This window comes from Streptomyces sp. NPDC020490 (genome assembly GCF_044335305.1).
GTDB lineage: Bacteria > Actinomycetota > Actinomycetes > Streptomycetales > Streptomycetaceae > Streptomyces.
Window position 1 is genome coordinate 16174 of the sequence record NZ_JBIRUY010000043.1, and the last position, 16585, is coordinate 32758.

Sequence of the window (16585 nt, forward strand, 5' to 3'; positions counted from 1 at the left end):
AGGCACCCCCAGCGCAGCGCTCACGCCGACATGGGTCGCTGCACCTTGATCGACTGGAGCAGTCCGACCGCCACCCACACCGCGAACATCGACGAGCCGCCGTAGGACACGAACGGCAGCGGCAGGCCGGTCACCGGCATGATGCCGAGGGTCATGCCGATGTTCTCGAAGGACTGGAAGGCGAACCAGGCGACGACGCCGGCGGCGACCACCGTGCCGTACAGCTCGGTCGAGTCGCGGGCGATGCGGCAGGCGCGCCACAGCACCACGCCCAGCAGAACGATTATCAGGCCCGCGCCGACGAAGCCGAGTTCCTCCCCCGCGACGGTGAAGACGAAGTCCGTCTGCTGCTCGGGCACGAACTGGCCGGTGGTCTGCGAGCCGTGGAAGAGGCCGGCGCCGGTCAGTCCGCCGGAGCCGATCGCGATGCGGGCCTGGTTGGTGTTGTAGCCGACGCCCGCCGGGTCGAGGTCGGGGTTGGCGAAGGCGGCGAAGCGGTTGATCTGGTAGTCGTCCAGGATGTGCAGCTGCCAGACGGCGATCGCGCCGACGGCGCCTGCCGTGATCAGGCCGAACACCCAGCGGTTGGAGGCGCCGGAGGCGAGCAGCACGCCGAGGATGATGATCACCATGACCATGACCGAGCCGAGGTCGGGCATGAGCAGCACGATCAGTATCGGTACGGACGCCAGGCCCAGGGACTGCAGGACGGTGCGGTGGTCGGGGTACTGCCGGTCGCCCGCGTCGACCTGGGCCGCCAGCAGCATCGCCATGCCCAGGATGATCGTGATCTTCACGAACTCCGAGGGCTGGAGCGAGAATCCGCCGCCGAGGACGATCCAGGAGTGGGCGCCGTTGACGGTGGAGCCGAGCGGGGTGAGCACCAGCAGGATGAGGAGGACCGAGGCGCCGTAGAGGACGGGCACGACCGTGCGCAGGACGCGGTGGCCGAGCCAGACGGTGCCGATCATCAGGGCGAGTCCGATGCCGGTGTTCATCAGGTGCCGGAGCAGGAAGTAGTACGGGTCGCCCTGGTTGATCTCGTTGCGGTTGCGGGTCGCCGAGTAGACGAGGACGGAGCCGATCGCGGACAGCGCGAGGGCCGCCAGCAGTATCGGCCAGTCCAGGCGGCGGGTGACGGAGTCGCGGGCGAAGACGCGGGCCAGGCCCGCGCGTTCGGGACCGTATCCGGAGACGGAGAAGGTGTTGGCTCCGGTCATGTCGGCATCCTCCGGCTTCCCTTCCTGCGTGGCCGCCTGCGGGTGTCGCGGTTGGTCGTCGTGGGCGACGCCGTGGTCGCGCCGGGCTGGTTCTCGTCCGGCGGGGTCGCGCCCTCGTCGGTCGCCTGGAGGTCCTCGACCGGGTCCTTGGAGATCTTCGGGGAGGCGATCGCGCCGTCGGTCTTGATCTTCGGCAGGGCCTTCTGCGGGGTGGGCAGCAGCGCCTTCTTCTTGTCGATCGAGCCGTCGGACTGGACGCCGTACAGCGCGCTGTAGATGTTGCGCACGGCCTCACCGGAGGCGCCGGAACCCGTACCGGCCTGGGCGATGGTCATGACGACCGTGTAGTCCTTGGAGTACGTGGCGAGCCAGGAGGTGGTCTGCTTGCCGTAGACCTCGGCGGTGCCGGTCTTGGCGTGCAGTTCGATCTGGTTCTGCGGCCAGCCGCCGAACTTCCAGGCGGCGGTACCGCGGGTGATGACGCCCGCGAGGGCGGCGTCCATGCCCTTGATCGTGGCCTTGCTGATCGGCAGCTTGCCCTGGGCCTTGGGCTTGATCTCCTGTACGGTCCTGCCGTCCGCGCTGATGACCGCCTTGCCGATGGTCGGCTGGTACATGGTGCCGCCGTTGGCGAGGGCGCCGTAGATCACGGCCTCCTGGATCGGCGTGACGAGGGTGTCGCCCTGTCCGATGGAGTAGTTGATCTCGTCACCGGCGCGCATCTTGTTGCCTTCGAGGCAGTTCTCGTAGGCGATCCGCTCGACGTAGGAACCGTCCTTCTTGCCGGTCTTGCACCAGTAGCCCTTGTTGGCCTCCCAGAAGGCCTGCTTCCACTTGCGGTCCGGGACGCGGCCGGTGACCTCGTTGGGCAGGTCGACGCCGGTCTCCTTGCCGAGGCCGAACTGGTGGGCGGCCTTGAAGAAGTAGTCCTTGGCCTGGCCCTTCTTGGGGTTGATGCCGCCGTCCTTCTTCCACTCGTTGTGGGCGAGGCCGTAGAAGACCGTGTCGCAGGAGACCTCGAGGGCGCGGCCGAGCGAGATGGGGCCGAAGTTCTCGCCCTCGAAGTTCTTGAAGACCTGGCCGCCGACGGAGTAGGAGCTGGTGCAGGGGTAGCCGCCGTCCCACTCGTAGCCGGCCTCGACCGCGGCGGCCGTGGAGACCACCTTGAACGTCGAACCGGGCGCGGACTGACCCTGTATGGCCCTGTTGATCAGCGGGTAGTCGGAGTTCTTGCCGGTGAGCTTCTTGTAGTCCTTGGCGGAGATGCCGCCGACCCACACGTTGGGGTCGTACGTCGGCGCGGACGCCATGGCGACGACGCGGCCGGTCTTGGCCTCCATCACGACGACGGCGCCGGAGTCGGCCTTGTAGTTGGTGCCGGTGATCTTGTCGAACTGCTGGCGGGCGACCTTCATGGCGCGGTCCAGCTCGTACTCGGCGACGCGCTGGACGCGGGCGTCGATGCTGGTGACCAGGTTGGAGCCGGGCTGGGCGGCGTCCGCCTCGGCCTTGCCGATGACGCGGCCGAGGTTGTCGACCTCGTAGCGGGTGACGCCGGCCTTGCCGCGCAGCACCTTGTCGTACTGGCGCTCCAGGCCGGAGCGGCCGACCTGGTCGGAGCGCAGGTAGGGCGAGTCGGTGTCCTGGGCCTGCTGGATCTCCTCGTCGGTGACCGGCGAGAGGTAGCCGAGGACCTGCGCGGTGTTGGACTTGCCGGGGCTCGCGTAGCGGCGGACGGCCTCGGGTTCGGCGGTGATGCCGGGGAAGTCCTCGGCGCGTTCGCGGATCTGCAGGGCCTGCCGGGCCGTGGCCTCGTCGGTGATGGGGATCGGCTGGTACGGCGAGCCGTTCCAGCACGGCTGCGGCGTCTTGGCGTCACACAGCCGCACCTTCAGCATGACCTCCTTGGGGTCCATGCCGAGGACGCCGGCCAGCTTGGTGAGGACGGCCTTGCCGTCGTCCTTCATCTTCAGCAGGTCGGTGCGGGAGGCGGAGACCACCAGGCGGGTCTCGTTGTCGGCGAGCGGCACGCCGCGCGCGTCCAGGATCGAGCCGCGCACCGCGGGCTGGACGACCTGCTGGACGTGGTTGCCGGAGGCCTTCTTGGCGTACTCGGCGCCCTCGCGGATCTGCAGGTACCACAGGCGGCCGCCGAGGGTGCCGAGCAGGGAGAGGACGAGGATCTGGATGACGACGAGACGGATCTGGACGCGTGGGGTCCGTCCGGTCTCCGGGATGTTGGTCATGGGCGAAGCCCATTCGTCAGAAGGGTGGTGGTGGGAGACGGGTGGGCATTCGTCATGGTGGCTGTCTCCCCCTCTCCGTGCGTGTACGAGTGAGATACGACGGACCTGTGAGGCCCCGCGGCGGGCAACTGCCGTGTCGTCACAGCCGCTTGACCCCCTTGATGCGGCCCACGCGCGTGCTGCGGGTACGGGCCTTGGTCTTCAGGCCGCCGAGGCCGCCGCGCTGCCCGCCGATCTTCAGGCCGGTGCCGGTGGAGATCCAGCCGGAGGAGATGTCGGCGCTCTTCTTGGCGGCGGAGGTGCTGTCGGCGAGCGGGTCGTTCTCAGCGCGCCGGGCCAGGGCCATGATCCCGGGGACCACGAACGGGGCGAGCAACAGGTCGTACAGGGCCGCGGTGAACATCAGGCCGGGCAGGCCGACGTGGCGGGCGGCGGTGTCGCCGACGAGGGCGCCGACGCCCGCGTACAGCAGGGTCGAGCCGATCGCCGCGACGACCACGGTGAGCATGGGGCCGGCGGCGGACTTCAGCCGCCCGTTCTCCGGTTTCATCAGGCCCGCGCAGTAGCCGATGACGCACAGCACCAGGGCGTAGCGGCCGGCGGCGTGGTCGGCGGGCGGGGCGAGGTCGGCGAGCAGGCCGGCGCCGAAGCCGATGAGGGCGCCGCCGACGTGGCCGTAGACCATGGCGAGGCCGAGGACGGTGAGCAGCAGCAGGTCGGGGACGGCGCCGGGCAGGTGGAGGCGGGCGAGGACGCTCACCTGGATCACCAGGGCGACGGCGACGAGCACCGAGGCGAGCAGGATCCGGTTGACGCGCACGGGGAATCAGCTCCTACTGCTGGGACTGGCCGTCGGCGGGCGCGCCGGCTGACGGGGTGACCGTGACGGTGACCGTCGGCCTCGGGGTGGGCTTGGGCTTCTTCGGCAGCACCGTGTCGCGCGGGTCCTTCTTCGGGGCCTCCACGACGACGCCGACGACGTCGAGCTTGGTGAAGCTGACGTACGGCGTGACGTAGAGGGTGCGGGTGAGGCCGCCGCCGGAGGGGTCGACGCGGGAGACGACGCCGACCGGGACGCCGGGCACGAAGGGCTTGTCGGCCTGGGAGCCGAAGGTGGCCAGGCGGTCGCCCTTCTTCACCTCGGCCTTGCCGTTGAGGAGTTCGACGCGCATCGGGCGGTCGCCCTGCCCGGCGGCGAAGCCGAGTTCGTCGCTGTTCTCCATGCGGGCGCCGACGGTGAAGTCGGGGTCGTTGGCGAGCAGGACGGTGGAGGTGTCGGGGCCGACGGTGGTGACGCGGCCGACCAGACCGTCGCCGTTGAGCACGGTCATGTCGCGTCTGATGCCGTCGCCCGCGCCGACGTCGATGGTGATGGTCCAGGAGAAGCCCTGGGCCGCCCCGATGGCGATGACCTCGGCGCCCTTGATGCCGTACTGGCCCTGGCCCGCGAGCTTCAGCATCTTGTCGAGCTGCTTCAGGCGGCTGCGGCTGCGGTCGTCGCTGCCGAGCTTCGCCTTGAGGGCCGCGTTCTCCTTCTCCAGCCGGGCGAGCCGGTCGTGCCGCTCACCGGAGTCCCGGATCGCGGAGACGGCGTTGCCGACCGGGTCGACCGCGGCGGACACGCCGTTCTCGATCGGGCCGAAGACGGTGGCCGCCGCCTGGCGGGCACCGTCGACCGGCGAGTCCTCTCCGCCGCGGATGTCCACCGTGATCAGCGCGAACGCGATGGCGATCAGCAGCACCAGGAGCAGCCGGCTCTCTCGTGTGTCCCTCACGTGCGGCGGCCGTGCCCTTCCTCATAGGAATGCGGTTGTTGGGAAATGTGATGGTGAATCGGGGCGAGCATATGCCTCTGCGGCAACTGCCTCCATGTCAACTGCCTCTATATCAACGATCCGCCGTACGAGAGGAGATCGTCTCGTACGGCGGAATCGAAGAGGTGGGTCATCTGCGCGGCTGGGCGTCCAGCACCTGCTGGAGCGCCTCGAACTCCTCGACGCACTTGCCCGAGCCGAGCGCCACGCTGTCCAGCGGGTCCTCGGCGATGTGGATCGGCATGCCCGTCTCGCGGCGCAGCCGCTCGTCGAGTCCGCGCAGCAGGGCGCCGCCGCCGGTCAGCACGATGCCGCGGTCCATGATGTCGCCGGACAGCTCCGGCGGGCACTTGTCGAGGGTCGTCTTGACGGCGTCGACGATCGCGTTGACGGGCTCCTCGATCGCCTTGCGCACTTCGGCGGCGGAGATGACGACGGTCTTGGGCAGCCCGGAGACGAGGTCCCGGCCGCGGATCTCGGTGTGCTCGTCGGTGTCGAGGTCGTACGCCGAACCGATCGTGATCTTGATCTGTTCGGCCGTCCGCTCACCCAGCAGCAGCGAGTACTCCTTCTTGATGTGCTGGATGATCGCGTTGTCCAGTTCGTCGCCGGCGACGCGGATGGACTGGGCGGTGACGATGCCGCCGAGGGAGATCACCGCGACCTCCGTGGTACCGCCGCCGATGTCCACGACCATGTTGCCCGTGGCCTCGTGGACCGGCAGGCCGGAGCCGATGGCCGCGGCCATGGGCTCCTCGATGATGTGCACCTGCCGGGCGCCGGCCTGGGACGACGCCTCGATGACGGCGCGGCGCTCGACGCCGGTGATGCCGGAGGGCACGCAGACGACGACCCGCGGACGAGCCAGATACCTCCGCTTGTGGATCTTCAGGATGAAGTAGCGGAGCATCCGCTCGGTGATCTCGAAGTCGGCGATCACGCCGTCCTTCAGCGGACGCACCGCGACGATGTTGCCGGGCGTGCGCCCGATCATCTTCTTCGCTTCGGCGCCGACCGCGAGAATGCCACCGGTGTTCGTGTTGATCGCGACGACGGACGGCTCGTTGAGTACGATCCCGCGACCCCTGACGTACACCAGCGTGTTGGCGGTCCCGAGGTCGACAGCCATGTCACGGCCGATGAACGACATTGAGTTCCCCATCAGGATTCGTCTGGCCTTCCTGGGAGCTTTTGAGGGCTTTTCAGGTCGGCGAAGCGGGTGCGGTGACGTGAAGGCTTACATCGTAGACGCGCCTTCGCGAACACTGCGGGAGGGTCTTCGCCATTGTCAGCAGATGATGCGCGGCTCCGCTTGTGGAGACGGGCGTTCGGGGGCACTCGTTCCCTCGAACGCCGCCGGGTATGCACGAGGGTGCGGTGCCGCGGCACCGCACCCTCCGCTTGTGCTGACGCAGGCGCCGCGCGCGGAATGCGCGCGGCGTTGCACGCGGGACGCGTGCGGGGTGGGGTTACGGAATGGGGATTACGGTATCGGGGTTACGCGCGGCCCGGGAAGAAGATCTTCACCTCGCGCTCGGCGGACTCCTCGGAGTCGGAGGCGTGGATCAGGTTCTCGCGGACGATGACGCCGTAGTCGCCGCGGATGGAGCCGGGCGCGGCGGCGATCGGGTCGGTCGGGCCGGCCAGCTGCCGCAGCCCCTCGATGACCCGCTCGCCCTCCACGATCAGCGCGACGACCGGGCCGGAGGCCATGAACTCGACCAGCGGCTCGTAGAACGGCTTGCCCTTGTGCTCGCCGTAGTGCTGCTCCAGCGTCTCCTGGTCCAGGGTGCGCAGTTCCAGCGCGGTGATCTGCCAGCCGGCCTTGCGCTCGATGCGGCTGATGATCTCGCCGGTCAGGCCGCGACGGACGGCGTCGGGCTTGAGGAGGACGAGGGTGCGCTGGGTCACGGGAAGGCTCCTTATTTCCTGCCAGGTGTGCGGTGGGACGAGGCTACAGGGCGTGTCCGGGCACCTGTTACACAGCGTCAGGGGTCGAGGAGTCCGACTGTGCCGCGAATCTCGCCTTCGCCTCGTCGATCTTCCGTCCGTAGTGCACCGACGCCCACCACAGGGCGGCGAAGACGGCGCCCAGGAAGAACATCGTCGGGACGGCGAAGCCGGAGGCGATCAGGGCGGCCTGCAGGACCCAGCCCAGCACGACGCCGCCCGGACGGGTGACGAAGCCGCACAGCAGCAGGCACAGCAGCATCGCGACGCCGCTGACGGTCCACACGGTCGTCATGGACAGCGCGGGATCCTTCATCGCGACCAGCCCGGCGAAGCCGATGACGAAGAACTCGCCGATCAGGGTCGAGGAACACAGCACGCGCACGGGGTCAGCCCCTTCCCAGGAGCAGTCGGGCCTCGCCGACGGTGATGACGGAGCCGGTGACGAGGACGCCGCCGCCGGCGAACTCGCCCTCCTCCTCGGCAAGCGTGATGGCGGCCTCCAGGGCGTCCGGCAGCCGCGGCTCGACCTGGACGCGCTCCTCGCCGAACACCTCGACGGCGATCGCGGCCAGCTCGTCCGCGCCCATGGCGCGGTGGCTGGAGTTCTGGGTGACGACGACCTCGGCGAAGATCGGCTCGAACGCCTCAAGCAGCCCGCGGACGTTCTTGTCGCCGCTCGCGCCGACCACGCCGACGAGGCGGCTGAAGTCGAACGCCTCCTGCACCGCCTCGGCGGTGACGCGGGCGCCCGCCGGGTTGTGGGCGGCGTCCAGGACGACGGTGGGCGAGCGCCGCACGACCTCCATGCGGCCCGGCGAGGAGACGGCCGCGAACGCCTTGCGGACGGTGTCGATGTCCAGCGGTTCGGCGCGGGCGGCGCCGACGCCGAAGAACGCCTCGACGGCGGCGAGCGCCACGGCCGCGTTGTGCGCCTGGTGCGCGCCGTGCAGCGGCAGGTACACCTCGGGGTACTCGCCGCCCAGGCCGCGCAGGGTGACCAGCTGCCCGCCGACGGCGACCTGCCGGGCGACGACGCCGAACTCCAGGCCCTCGCGGGCCACGGTGGCGTCCACCCCGACGGCCTTCTTCAGCAGCACCTGCGCCGCGTCCACCGGCTGCTGGGCCATGATCACGGTCGCGTCCTGCTTGATGATGCCGGCCTTCTCGCCGGCGATCTCGCCGGGCGTCCCGCCGAGCCGGTCGGTGTGGTCGAGGTCGATCGGCGTGACCACGGCGACGTCCCCGTCGATCACGTTGGTGGCGTCCCAGCTGCCGCCCATGCCGACCTCGACGACGGCCACGTCCACGGGCGCGTCGGCGAACGCGGCGTAGGCCATGCCGGTGAGCACCTCGAAGAACGACAGGCGGTACTCCTGCTGGGAGTCGACCATCTCGACGTAGGGCTTGACGTCCCGGTAGGTCTCGATGAACCGCTCGGCGGAGATCGGGGCGCCGTCCAGGCTGATCCGCTCGGTGATCGACTGGACGTGCGGCGAGGTGTAGCGGCCGGTGCGCAGCTCGAAGGCGCCGAGGAGGGCCTCGATCATGCGGGCGGTGGAGGTCTTGCCGTTGGTGCCGGTGATGTGGATCGAGGGGTACGACCGCTGCGGCTCGCCCAGCACGTCCATCAGCGCGGAGATACGGCTGACCGAGGGCTCCAGCTTGGTCTCGCCCCAGCGGGTGGCGAGCTCCGCCTCGACCTCCCGGAGCGCCTTGTCCACCTCGGGGTCCTCCGGGCGCGCGGGCACGTCGGCCTGCGGCGGGCCGCCCTGGGTGCGCAGGGTGCGGCTGCCGGCCTCGATCACGGCGAGATCGGGGTCGCGGTCGGTCTCGGCGTCGATGATCTCGTCGAAGGGATCGCTCTCACTCACGCGGCCAGTCTACGGAGCCGCGAAGGCGAAGTCGGCGCTGCCTCGGTGGCCGGGCGACGGGGGCGGGCCCCGAGGCGCGGGATGCCGGAGGGGCCGGGTGCGCGAGGCGCGCGCGGGATGCCCGGGAGGCAGGGTGTCCGAGGCAGGGGACGCCGGAGAGGCCGGGCGGGCGAGGCGCGGGACGCCGGAGAGGCCGGGCAAGCGAGGCGCGGGACGCCGAAGAGGCCGGGCAAGCGAGGCGCGGGACGCCGAAGAGGCCGGGCGGGCAGGGCACCCGATGCCCCCAGAGGCCGGGCGTCGGAGGCACCGGACGCGCGAGACGCAGGGCGACCGAGGCTCGCCGCACCCGGTGGCCCGAGGCGCGGGACGCCCCAGAAACCGGGTAGCCCGAGACTCCGGACGCCAGAGAGGCAGAGGGCCGAGAGGGCCCGGGTGCGGGGTGCGGGGTGCGGGGTGCCGAGAGGCCGGGATACCGAGAGACCGAGAGACTCGGTGGCCGAAGGGCCGGGGTGACCGATGTGCAAGGTGACCGAAGAACCGGGCGCCGAAGGATCAGGGCCGGGACGGCCGGGGCCGGTGCGATCGGGGCCAGGACCGGTGCGATCGGGCCCGGGGCGGTTGGAGCCGGGGCGGTTGGCGCCGGGGCGGCAGGGGCGACTGCGGCCAGGGCTGGGGGCGGGGTGGTCAGGCGACTGCGGCCGGGGCGGCCGGGCAACTGCGGCCAAGGCGGCGGGGCGACTGCGGCCGGAGCCGGGCGGCCAGGACCGGTGCGATCGGGCCCGGGGCGGTTGGAGCCAGGGCGGCCGGGGCGGCCGGGCAACTGCGCCAGGGGGCCAGGGCCAGGGCAGCCAGGCGACTGCCGCCGGGGCGGCCGCGGCCGCGGCCGGGGCCGGGGCGCCCGGGGCCGGGGTCAGGACGTCCAGGCGGCTGCCGGTGATCGTGGTCGTCGGGGGCGCTGTCGCCGTTGCCCCGCGCCCACAGGTGGGCGGAGCCCCCCGCCTCGGCGGGGGGCTCCTGTGCGGCACTCGGTGCTCAGGCCTGCGGCAGGCGTTCCAGCTGGGCCTCGATGCGGGCGATGTCCTCCTCGGCCTTGGCCAGCCGCGTGCGGATCTTGTCCACGACGGGCTCCGGGGCCTTGGCGAGGAACGCCTCGTTGCCCAGCTTGGCCTCGGCCTGCTGGCGCTCCTTCTGCGCCGCCGCCAGGTCCTTCGCCAGCCGCTTGCGCTCGGCGGCCACGTCGATCGTGCCGGAGAGGTCGAGGGCGACCTCGGCGCCGGCGACCGGCAGGGTGGCCGTGGCCGTGAAGTTGTCGCCCTCGGGCTGCAGGCGCAGCAGCTGGCGGACGGCGGCCTCGTGCGCCGCGAACGGCGTGCCGTCCAGGGTCAGCCGGGCCGGCACCCGCTGGCCGGGCTGGAGGCCCTGGTCGGCGCGGAAGCGGCGGACCTCGGTGATGACCGACTGCAGGCTCTCGATCTCCCGCTCGGCGTCGGCGTCCCGGAAGCCGCCCGGTGCGTCAGCACCGGGAACCAGCACAGCGGTCGGCCACTCGGCGATGACGACGGACTCGCCGCCGGTCAGCGTCGTCCACAGGGTCTCGGTGACGAACGGGACCACCGGGTGCAGCAGCCTGAGGGTGACGTCCAGGACCTCGCCGAGGACCCGCTTGCTGACCTCGGCCGCCTCGCCGCCCGCCTGGAACGTCGTCTTGGACAGCTCGACGTACCAGTCGAAGACCTCGTCCCAGGCGAAGTGGAAGAGGGCGTCGGAGAGCTTGGCGAACTGGTAGTCGTCGTAGTACGCGTCGACTTCGGCGACGACGGAGTTCAGGCGGGAGAGGATCCAGCGGTCGGTGGCCGACATCTTCTCCGGCGCCGGCAGCGGGCCGTCCACCGTCGCGCCGTTCATCAGGGCGAACCGGGTGGCGTTCCAGATCTTGTTGGCGAAGTTGCGGGAGCCCTGGACCCAGTCCTCGCCGATCGGGACGTCGACGCCGGGGTTGGCGCCGCGCGCGAGGGTGAACCGCAGTGCGTCGGAGCCGTACTTGTCCATCCAGTCCAGCGGATTGACCGCGTTGCCGAAGGACTTGGACATCTTCTTGCCGAACTGGTCGCGGACCATGCCGTGCAGGGCGATGGTGTGGAACGGCGGGGTGCCGTCCATCGCGTACAGGCCGAACATCATCATCCGGGCGACCCAGAAGAAGAGGATGTCGTAGCCGGTGACCAGGACGGAGTTCGGGTAGAACTTCGCGAGCGACTCGGTCTGTTCGGGCCAGCCGAGGGTGGAGAAGGGCCAGAGCCCGGAGGAGAACCAGGTGTCGAGGACGTCGGTGTCCTGACGCCAGCCCTCGCCGGACGGCGGCTCCTCGTCGGGGCCGACGCAGACGACCTCGCCGTCCGGGCCGTACCAGACCGGGATGCGGTGACCCCACCACAGCTGGCGCGAGATGCACCAGTCGTGGAGGTTGTCGACCCAGTCGAAGTACCGCTTCTCCATCTCCTGCGGGTGGATCTTGACCTTGCCCTCGCGGACGGCGTCACCGGCCGCCTTCGCCAGCGGGCCGACCTTGACCCACCACTGCATGGACAGGCGCGGCTCGATGGTGGTCTTGCAGCGCGAGCAGTGCCCGACGGAGTGGACGTAGGGCCGCTTCTCGGCGACGATCCGGCCCTCGGCGCGCAGCGCGGCGACGATGGCGGAGCGGGCCTCCAGCCGGTCCAGGCCCTGGAAGGGGCCGTGGGCGGTGATGACGGCGTGCTCGTCCATGATCGTCAGGGACGGCAGGCCGTGGCGCTGCCCGATCTCGAAGTCGTTCGGGTCGTGGGCCGGGGTGACCTTGACGGCGCCCGTGCCGAACTCCGGGTCGACGTGGGTGTCGGCGACGACCGGGATGGAGCGGTCGGTCAGCGGCAGCCTGATCAGCTTGCCGACCAGGTGGCGGTAGCGCTCGTCGTCCGGGTGGACGGCGACGGCGGTGTCGCCCAGCATCGTCTCGGCACGGGTGGTGGCGACGACGATGGAGTCGTCCCCGTCCCCGTACTTCATGCTGACCAGCTCGCCGTCGTCCTCCTGGTAGTCGACCTCGATGTCGGAGATGGCCGTCAGACAGCGCGGGCACCAGTTGATGATGCGCTCGGCGCGGTAGATCAGCTCGTCGTCGTAGAGGCGCTTGAAGATGGTCTGGACGGCCTGGGAGAGCCCCTCGTCCATGGTGAAGCGCTCACGGGACCAGGCGACGCCGTCGCCGAGGCGGCGCATCTGGCCGCTGATCTGGCCGCCGGACTCGGCCTTCCACTGCCAGACGCGCTCGACGAAGGCTTCCCGCCCGAGGTCGTGGCGGGACTTGCCCTCCTTGCCCAGCTCGCGCTCGACGACGTTCTGCGTGGCGATGCCGGCGTGGTCCATGCCGGGCTGCCACAGCGTCTCGTAGCCCTGCATGCGCTTGCGGCGGGTCAGCGCGTCGATGAGCGTGTGCTCGAAGGCGTGCCCGAGGTGCAGGCTGCCGGTGACGTTCGGCGGCGGGATGACGATGGTGTACGGCGGCTTGTCGCTCTTGGCGTCCGCCTCGAAGTAGCCCCGCTCTACCCAGCGCTCGTACAGCGGCCCCTCTACGTCGGCCGGCGCGTACTGGGTCGGCAGTTCGGTGTCGGGCGCTGATGGCTGCTGCTGAGCGTTCTCGGTCACGGGCTCAGTTTAGAGGTGTCGCAGGGCTGTCTCGAAACGCCTTTGTTCTGTAACGGTGCGCCCCCCGATGCGGTGTACGCCCCGGCTCTGCGCCAGGATGTCAGGACCACATAAGCATCTGGAGGGGAACCCAGTAATGAGTCAGAACCAGCCGGGCCCGTACGGCGGGCAGCCTCAGCAGCCCGGGCCGTACGGCCAGCCGGGCCCCTACGGCCAGCAGCCGCAGGCCCCCCAGCCCGGCTACGGCTACCCCCAGCAGCCGCCGCAGGGGCAGCCCGGCTACGGGTTCCCCCAGCAGCCTCCCACGCAGCCCATCCCCTCGCAGGGCATGCCCCCGCAGCCGAACCCGTACGGCCAGCAGCCGCAGTACGGTCAGCAGCCCCCGTACGGCCAGCCCCCCTACGGCATGCCCCAGCCGCCGATGCCCGGCGGCGGCAAGAAGAAGACCGGCCTGATCATCGGCGCGGTGGCGGTCGTGGCGGCGATCGCGGTGGGCGCGGCCGTCCTGCTCGGCTCGAGCAGCGGCGGCAGCGGGGGCAGCGGCTCGGACGTCGCCGACGACGGCCCGCACAAGCTGACGACGCCGGCGACCATCCTCGACGGGCAGTACAAGAAGGGCAACGACTCCGCGGCCGGCGGGATGACCGACGACGACATCAAGGACGCCGAGTCGTGGGGCGTGCACAATCCCAAGGATGTCAGCGCGGCTTACTCCTCGGGATCGGACCTCACTCAGAAGAGCCTGATGTTCGCGGGCGTCTACGGCACCATCGACGATCCCGCAAAGGTCGTCGACGCCATGTTCGCCCAGATGAAGACGGAGTCCGAGAAGGACTCCTCGTCCTCGGACGGCAAGCTCGTGGGCAGCCCGAAGGAGTTCAAGCCCGCAGGCTTCGAAAACGGCGTCATGAAGTGCCAGGAGGTCGAGACCAAGGAAGCCGGCCAGACCATGACGATGCCGTTCTGCATCTGGGGGGACCACAGCACGCTCACTTACGTGCTGTCCTACGACGTGGCTGCCCTGGCCTCGGGCAAGAGCACTTCGATGGAAGAGGCCGCCGACCTCACGGCCAAGGTCCGCAAGGACGTGCGCGTCAAGGCATAGCCGACTGCACCGAGGGGGCGCCGGCCTCACGGCAGGCGCCCCCTCTTCTCGCGCAGGCAGGCTGCTCAGGCGCGCAGGCAGGCAGTCATTGCGTGAGCGTTCCTGACGCCGAGGTTCACCAGGCCGACGTAGCAGTTCGGGTTGGGCGACCCGGGGATGAGCGGGCTGTGGCTGCAGGCGGCCTTCACCTTCGGACCGACGATGTAGCCCTGATCACCTATGTAGTTCACGCACCGGCTCTGGTCGGCACTCGCCGGCGTGGCGATCGCCACGGGCACGACCAGCGTCGCGGCGCTGACCGCGATTGCGGCCAGAAGTCTCTTGCTACTCATCTGCCTCAAGATTCCTCCCGTTTCCATTCCATCGATCACTCGCACTGATCGATGCGGTCGGGGTTACTAGATCATGAGTGAGAGGTCATCCCGAGAGCCTGCGGGAACATGACGTGATTACTCCGTCGGGTGGCTGGAGAAGACGAAGTGCCCGGTGCTTCACGAGCACCGGGCACTGCCTGCAGACTTGCGGGAACGGCTACGCCGTCTTCTGCTCTCCCGGTCCCCGGCCGCGGGCGTCCCTCGGGATCAGGGTCGGGTTCACGTTGGAGTGGACGACGTCCGCCGTGATGACGACGCGGGCCACGTCCTTGCGGGACGGGACCTCGTACATCACGGACATGAGGACTTCCTCCATGATGGCGCGCAGGCCGCGCGCGCCGGTCTGGCGGAGGATCGCCTGGTCGGCGATGGCCTCCAGCGCCTCGCGCTCGAAGTCCAGCTCCACGCCGTCGAGTTCGAACAGGCGCTGGTACTGCTTGACGAGGGCGTTGCGCGGCTCGACCAGGATCTGCAGGAGGGCCTCGCGGTCCAGGTTGTGGACCGAGGTGATGACGGGCAGGCGGCCGATGAACTCGGGGATCATGCCGAACTTGACCAGGTCCTCGGGCATGACGTCCTCGAACTGGTCCTTGGCCTCCAGCTCGCGCTTGGAGCGGATCGTCGCGCCGAAGCCGATGCCCTTGGCGCCCGCCCGGGACTCGATGATCTTCTCCAGGCCCGCGAACGCGCCGCCCACGATGAACAGGACGTTCGTCGTGTCGATCTGGATGAACTCCTGGTGCGGGTGCTTGCGGCCGCCCTGCGGCGGGACCGAGGCCGTGGTGCCCTCCAGGATCTTCAGCAGGGCCTGCTGGACGCCCTCGCCGGAGACGTCGCGGGTGATCGACGGGTTCTCGCTCTTGCGGGCGACCTTGTCGATCTCGTCGATGTAGATGATGCCCGTCTCGGCCTTCTTGACGTCGTAGTCGGCCGCCTGGATCAGCTTCAGCAGGATGTTCTCGACGTCCTCGCCGACGTACCCGGCCTCCGTCAGCGCGGTGGCGTCGGCGATCGCGAACGGGACGTTCAGCATGCGCGCCAGCGTCTGGGCGAGGAGGGTCTTGCCGGAGCCCGTGGGGCCCAGCAGCAGGATGTTGGACTTCGCCAGCTCGATCGCGTCGTCACGGCCGCTGCCGCCGCCGTTCTCGCCGGCCTGGACGCGCTTGTAGTGGTTGTAGACCGCCACGGACAGGGCCTTCTTCGCGGCCTCCTGGCCGACGACGTAGCCCTCGAGGAACTCGTAGATCTCGCGCGGCTTGGGGAGCTCCTCCCAGCGCACCTCGCTGGTCTCGGCGAGCTCCTCCTCGATGATCTCGTTGCAGAGATCGATGCACTCGTCGCAGATGTACACACCAGGCCCTGCGATGAGCTTCTTGACCTGCTTCTGGCTCTTGCCGCAGAACGAGCACTTGAGCAGATCGCCGCCGTCACCGATGCGTGCCACGGTGTGCTTCCCCTTCGCCTGGGAGACGCCTGGATGTTAAAAGTCCAGCGGCTCCTGGTGCTGCCTTATGTCGACGGTACCTTGCCGAGCCCCCCGTCCGGGCCCCCCTTGGCACGGTTCACTTGGACGTGACCGTGCCAAGGAGCGGCAGACAATACAGCCTCCGCGTCAGCGGACGGCCGCGTTGTTCATCTTCCGGGTCGAGATGATCTGGTCGATCAGGCCGTACGACAGGGCGTCCTCGGCCGTGAGGATCTTGTCGCGCTCGATGTCCTCGCGGATCTTCTCGATCGGCGTGGTGGAGTGCTTGGCCAGCATCTCCTCCAGCTGCGAGCGCATCCGCAGGATCTCGTTGGCCGCGATCTCCAGGTCGGAGACCTGGCCGCGGCCGGTCTCGCTGTAGGGCTGGTGGATCAGCACGCGGGCGTTCGGCAGCGCCATGCGCTTGCCGGGCGTGCCGGCGGCCAGCAGGACGGCCGCGGCGGAGGCAGCCTGGCCCATGCAGACCGTCTGGATGTCCGGCTTCACGAACTGCATCGTGTCGTAGATGGCCGTGAGCGCGGTGAAGGAGCCGCCGGGGCTGTTGATGTAGACCGAGATGTCCCGGTCGGGGTCCATCGACTCCAGGCACAGCAGCTGCGCCATGACGTCGTTGGCGGAGGCGTCGTCGATCTGCACGCCGAGGAAGATCACGCGCTCCTCGAACAGCTTCGCGTACGGGTCGTACTCGCGGATGCCCTGCGAGGTGCGCTCGACGAAGCGCGGGATGACGTACCGGGACTCGGCGACGGGCACCGTGAGCTCGGCTCGTGCGCGGTCGTACAGGCCGCTGCCGGGGAAGTCGTTCACTGTCTGTCTCCTAGGGGCTGAGGCG

Annotated in this window: 13 protein-coding genes; 1 reads left to right on the top strand and 12 read right to left on the bottom strand. The window is 69.8% G+C overall.

The window, feature by feature from the left end:
* Positions 1-20 precede the first annotated feature (20 nt).
* The 9 genes from rodA to ACH4ZX_RS33955 form a co-directional block, all read right to left on the bottom strand.
* On the bottom strand, positions 21-1220 hold the full coding sequence (gene rodA, locus ACH4ZX_RS33915) for a rod shape-determining protein RodA (protein WP_398281385.1): 1200 nt from the start codon (positions 1218-1220) through the stop codon (positions 21-23).
* On the bottom strand, positions 1217-3466 hold the full coding sequence (gene mrdA, locus ACH4ZX_RS33920; RefSeq protein WP_398281388.1) for a penicillin-binding protein 2: 2250 nt from the start codon (positions 3464-3466) through the stop codon (positions 1217-1219). The genes rodA and mrdA overlap by 4 nt, the downstream gene beginning before the upstream one ends.
* Before the next feature lie 139 nt (positions 3467-3605).
* On the bottom strand, positions 3606-4286 hold the full coding sequence (mreD, locus tag ACH4ZX_RS33925) for a rod shape-determining protein MreD (protein ID WP_398281391.1): 681 nt from the start codon (positions 4284-4286) through the stop codon (positions 3606-3608).
* Positions 4287-4299: 13 nt separating this feature from the next.
* Entirely contained in the window at positions 4300-5241 is a 942-nt protein-coding gene (gene mreC, locus ACH4ZX_RS33930) for a rod shape-determining protein MreC (RefSeq protein WP_398281394.1), read from the bottom strand.
* Between the two features lie 169 nt (positions 5242-5410).
* Complete coding sequence (locus ACH4ZX_RS33935) at positions 5411-6430, bottom strand: rod shape-determining protein (protein WP_006133575.1); 1020 nt, start codon at positions 6428-6430, stop codon at positions 5411-5413.
* 347 nt (positions 6431-6777) lie between these two features.
* On the bottom strand, positions 6778-7191 hold the full coding sequence (ndk, locus tag ACH4ZX_RS33940) for a nucleoside-diphosphate kinase (protein ID WP_004001296.1): 414 nt from the start codon (positions 7189-7191) through the stop codon (positions 6778-6780).
* A 67-nt stretch (positions 7192-7258) separates the two neighbouring features.
* Complete coding sequence (locus tag ACH4ZX_RS33945) at positions 7259-7615, bottom strand: DUF4233 domain-containing protein (protein ID WP_360745777.1); 357 nt, start codon at positions 7613-7615, stop codon at positions 7259-7261.
* A 4-nt stretch (positions 7616-7619) separates the two neighbouring features.
* The gene (locus tag ACH4ZX_RS33950) at positions 7620-9104 is read right to left on the bottom strand and encodes a bifunctional folylpolyglutamate synthase/dihydrofolate synthase (RefSeq protein WP_398281398.1); all 1485 of its coding nucleotides are present in this window, start codon (positions 9102-9104) and stop codon (positions 7620-7622) included.
* A gap of 1032 nt (positions 9105-10136) precedes the next feature.
* Positions 10137-12788 carry a valine--tRNA ligase gene (locus ACH4ZX_RS33955; protein WP_398281401.1) on the bottom strand — a complete coding sequence of 884 codons (2652 nt, stop codon included), beginning with the start codon at positions 12786-12788 and terminating at the stop codon, positions 10137-10139.
* A 136-nt stretch (positions 12789-12924) separates the two neighbouring features.
* Between ACH4ZX_RS33955 and ACH4ZX_RS33960 the strand changes: the two genes are divergently transcribed.
* A complete protein-coding gene (locus tag ACH4ZX_RS33960) occupies positions 12925-13893 on the top strand; it encodes a hypothetical protein (RefSeq protein WP_398281404.1) in 969 nt (322 codons plus the stop codon).
* Positions 13894-13958: 65 nt separating this feature from the next.
* On the opposite strand, the gene ACH4ZX_RS33965 is transcribed toward ACH4ZX_RS33960, so the two are convergent.
* From ACH4ZX_RS33965 to ACH4ZX_RS33975, 3 genes are all read right to left on the bottom strand, one after another.
* Entirely contained in the window at positions 13959-14225 is a 267-nt protein-coding gene (locus ACH4ZX_RS33965) for a hypothetical protein (RefSeq protein WP_398281407.1), read from the bottom strand.
* A gap of 199 nt (positions 14226-14424) precedes the next feature.
* A complete protein-coding gene (clpX, locus tag ACH4ZX_RS33970) occupies positions 14425-15711 on the bottom strand; it encodes an ATP-dependent Clp protease ATP-binding subunit ClpX (protein ID WP_324785601.1) in 1287 nt (428 codons plus the stop codon).
* Between the two features lie 168 nt (positions 15712-15879).
* Positions 15880-16560 carry an ATP-dependent Clp protease proteolytic subunit gene (locus ACH4ZX_RS33975; RefSeq protein WP_351886790.1) on the bottom strand — a complete coding sequence of 227 codons (681 nt, stop codon included), beginning with the start codon at positions 16558-16560 and terminating at the stop codon, positions 15880-15882.
* Between the last annotated feature and the right edge of the window lie 25 nt (positions 16561-16585).

Bases quoted from the DNA above. Each gene is read 5' to 3' on its own strand.
- rodA (WP_398281385.1), bottom strand. From the start codon at position 1,220: ATGACCGGAGCCAACACCTTCTCCGTCTCCGGATACGGTCCCGAACGC.
- mrdA (WP_398281388.1), bottom strand. From the start codon at position 3,466: ATGACCAACATCCCGGAGACCGGACGGACCCCACGCGTCCAGATCCGT.
- ACH4ZX_RS33935 (WP_006133575.1), bottom strand. From the start codon at position 6,430: ATGTCGTTCATCGGCCGTGACATGGCTGTCGACCTCGGGACCGCCAAC.
- ACH4ZX_RS33960 (WP_398281404.1), top strand. From the start codon at position 12,925: ATGAGTCAGAACCAGCCGGGCCCGTACGGCGGGCAGCCTCAGCAGCCC.
- ACH4ZX_RS33965 (WP_398281407.1), bottom strand. From the start codon at position 14,225: ATGAGTAGCAAGAGACTTCTGGCCGCAATCGCGGTCAGCGCCGCGACG.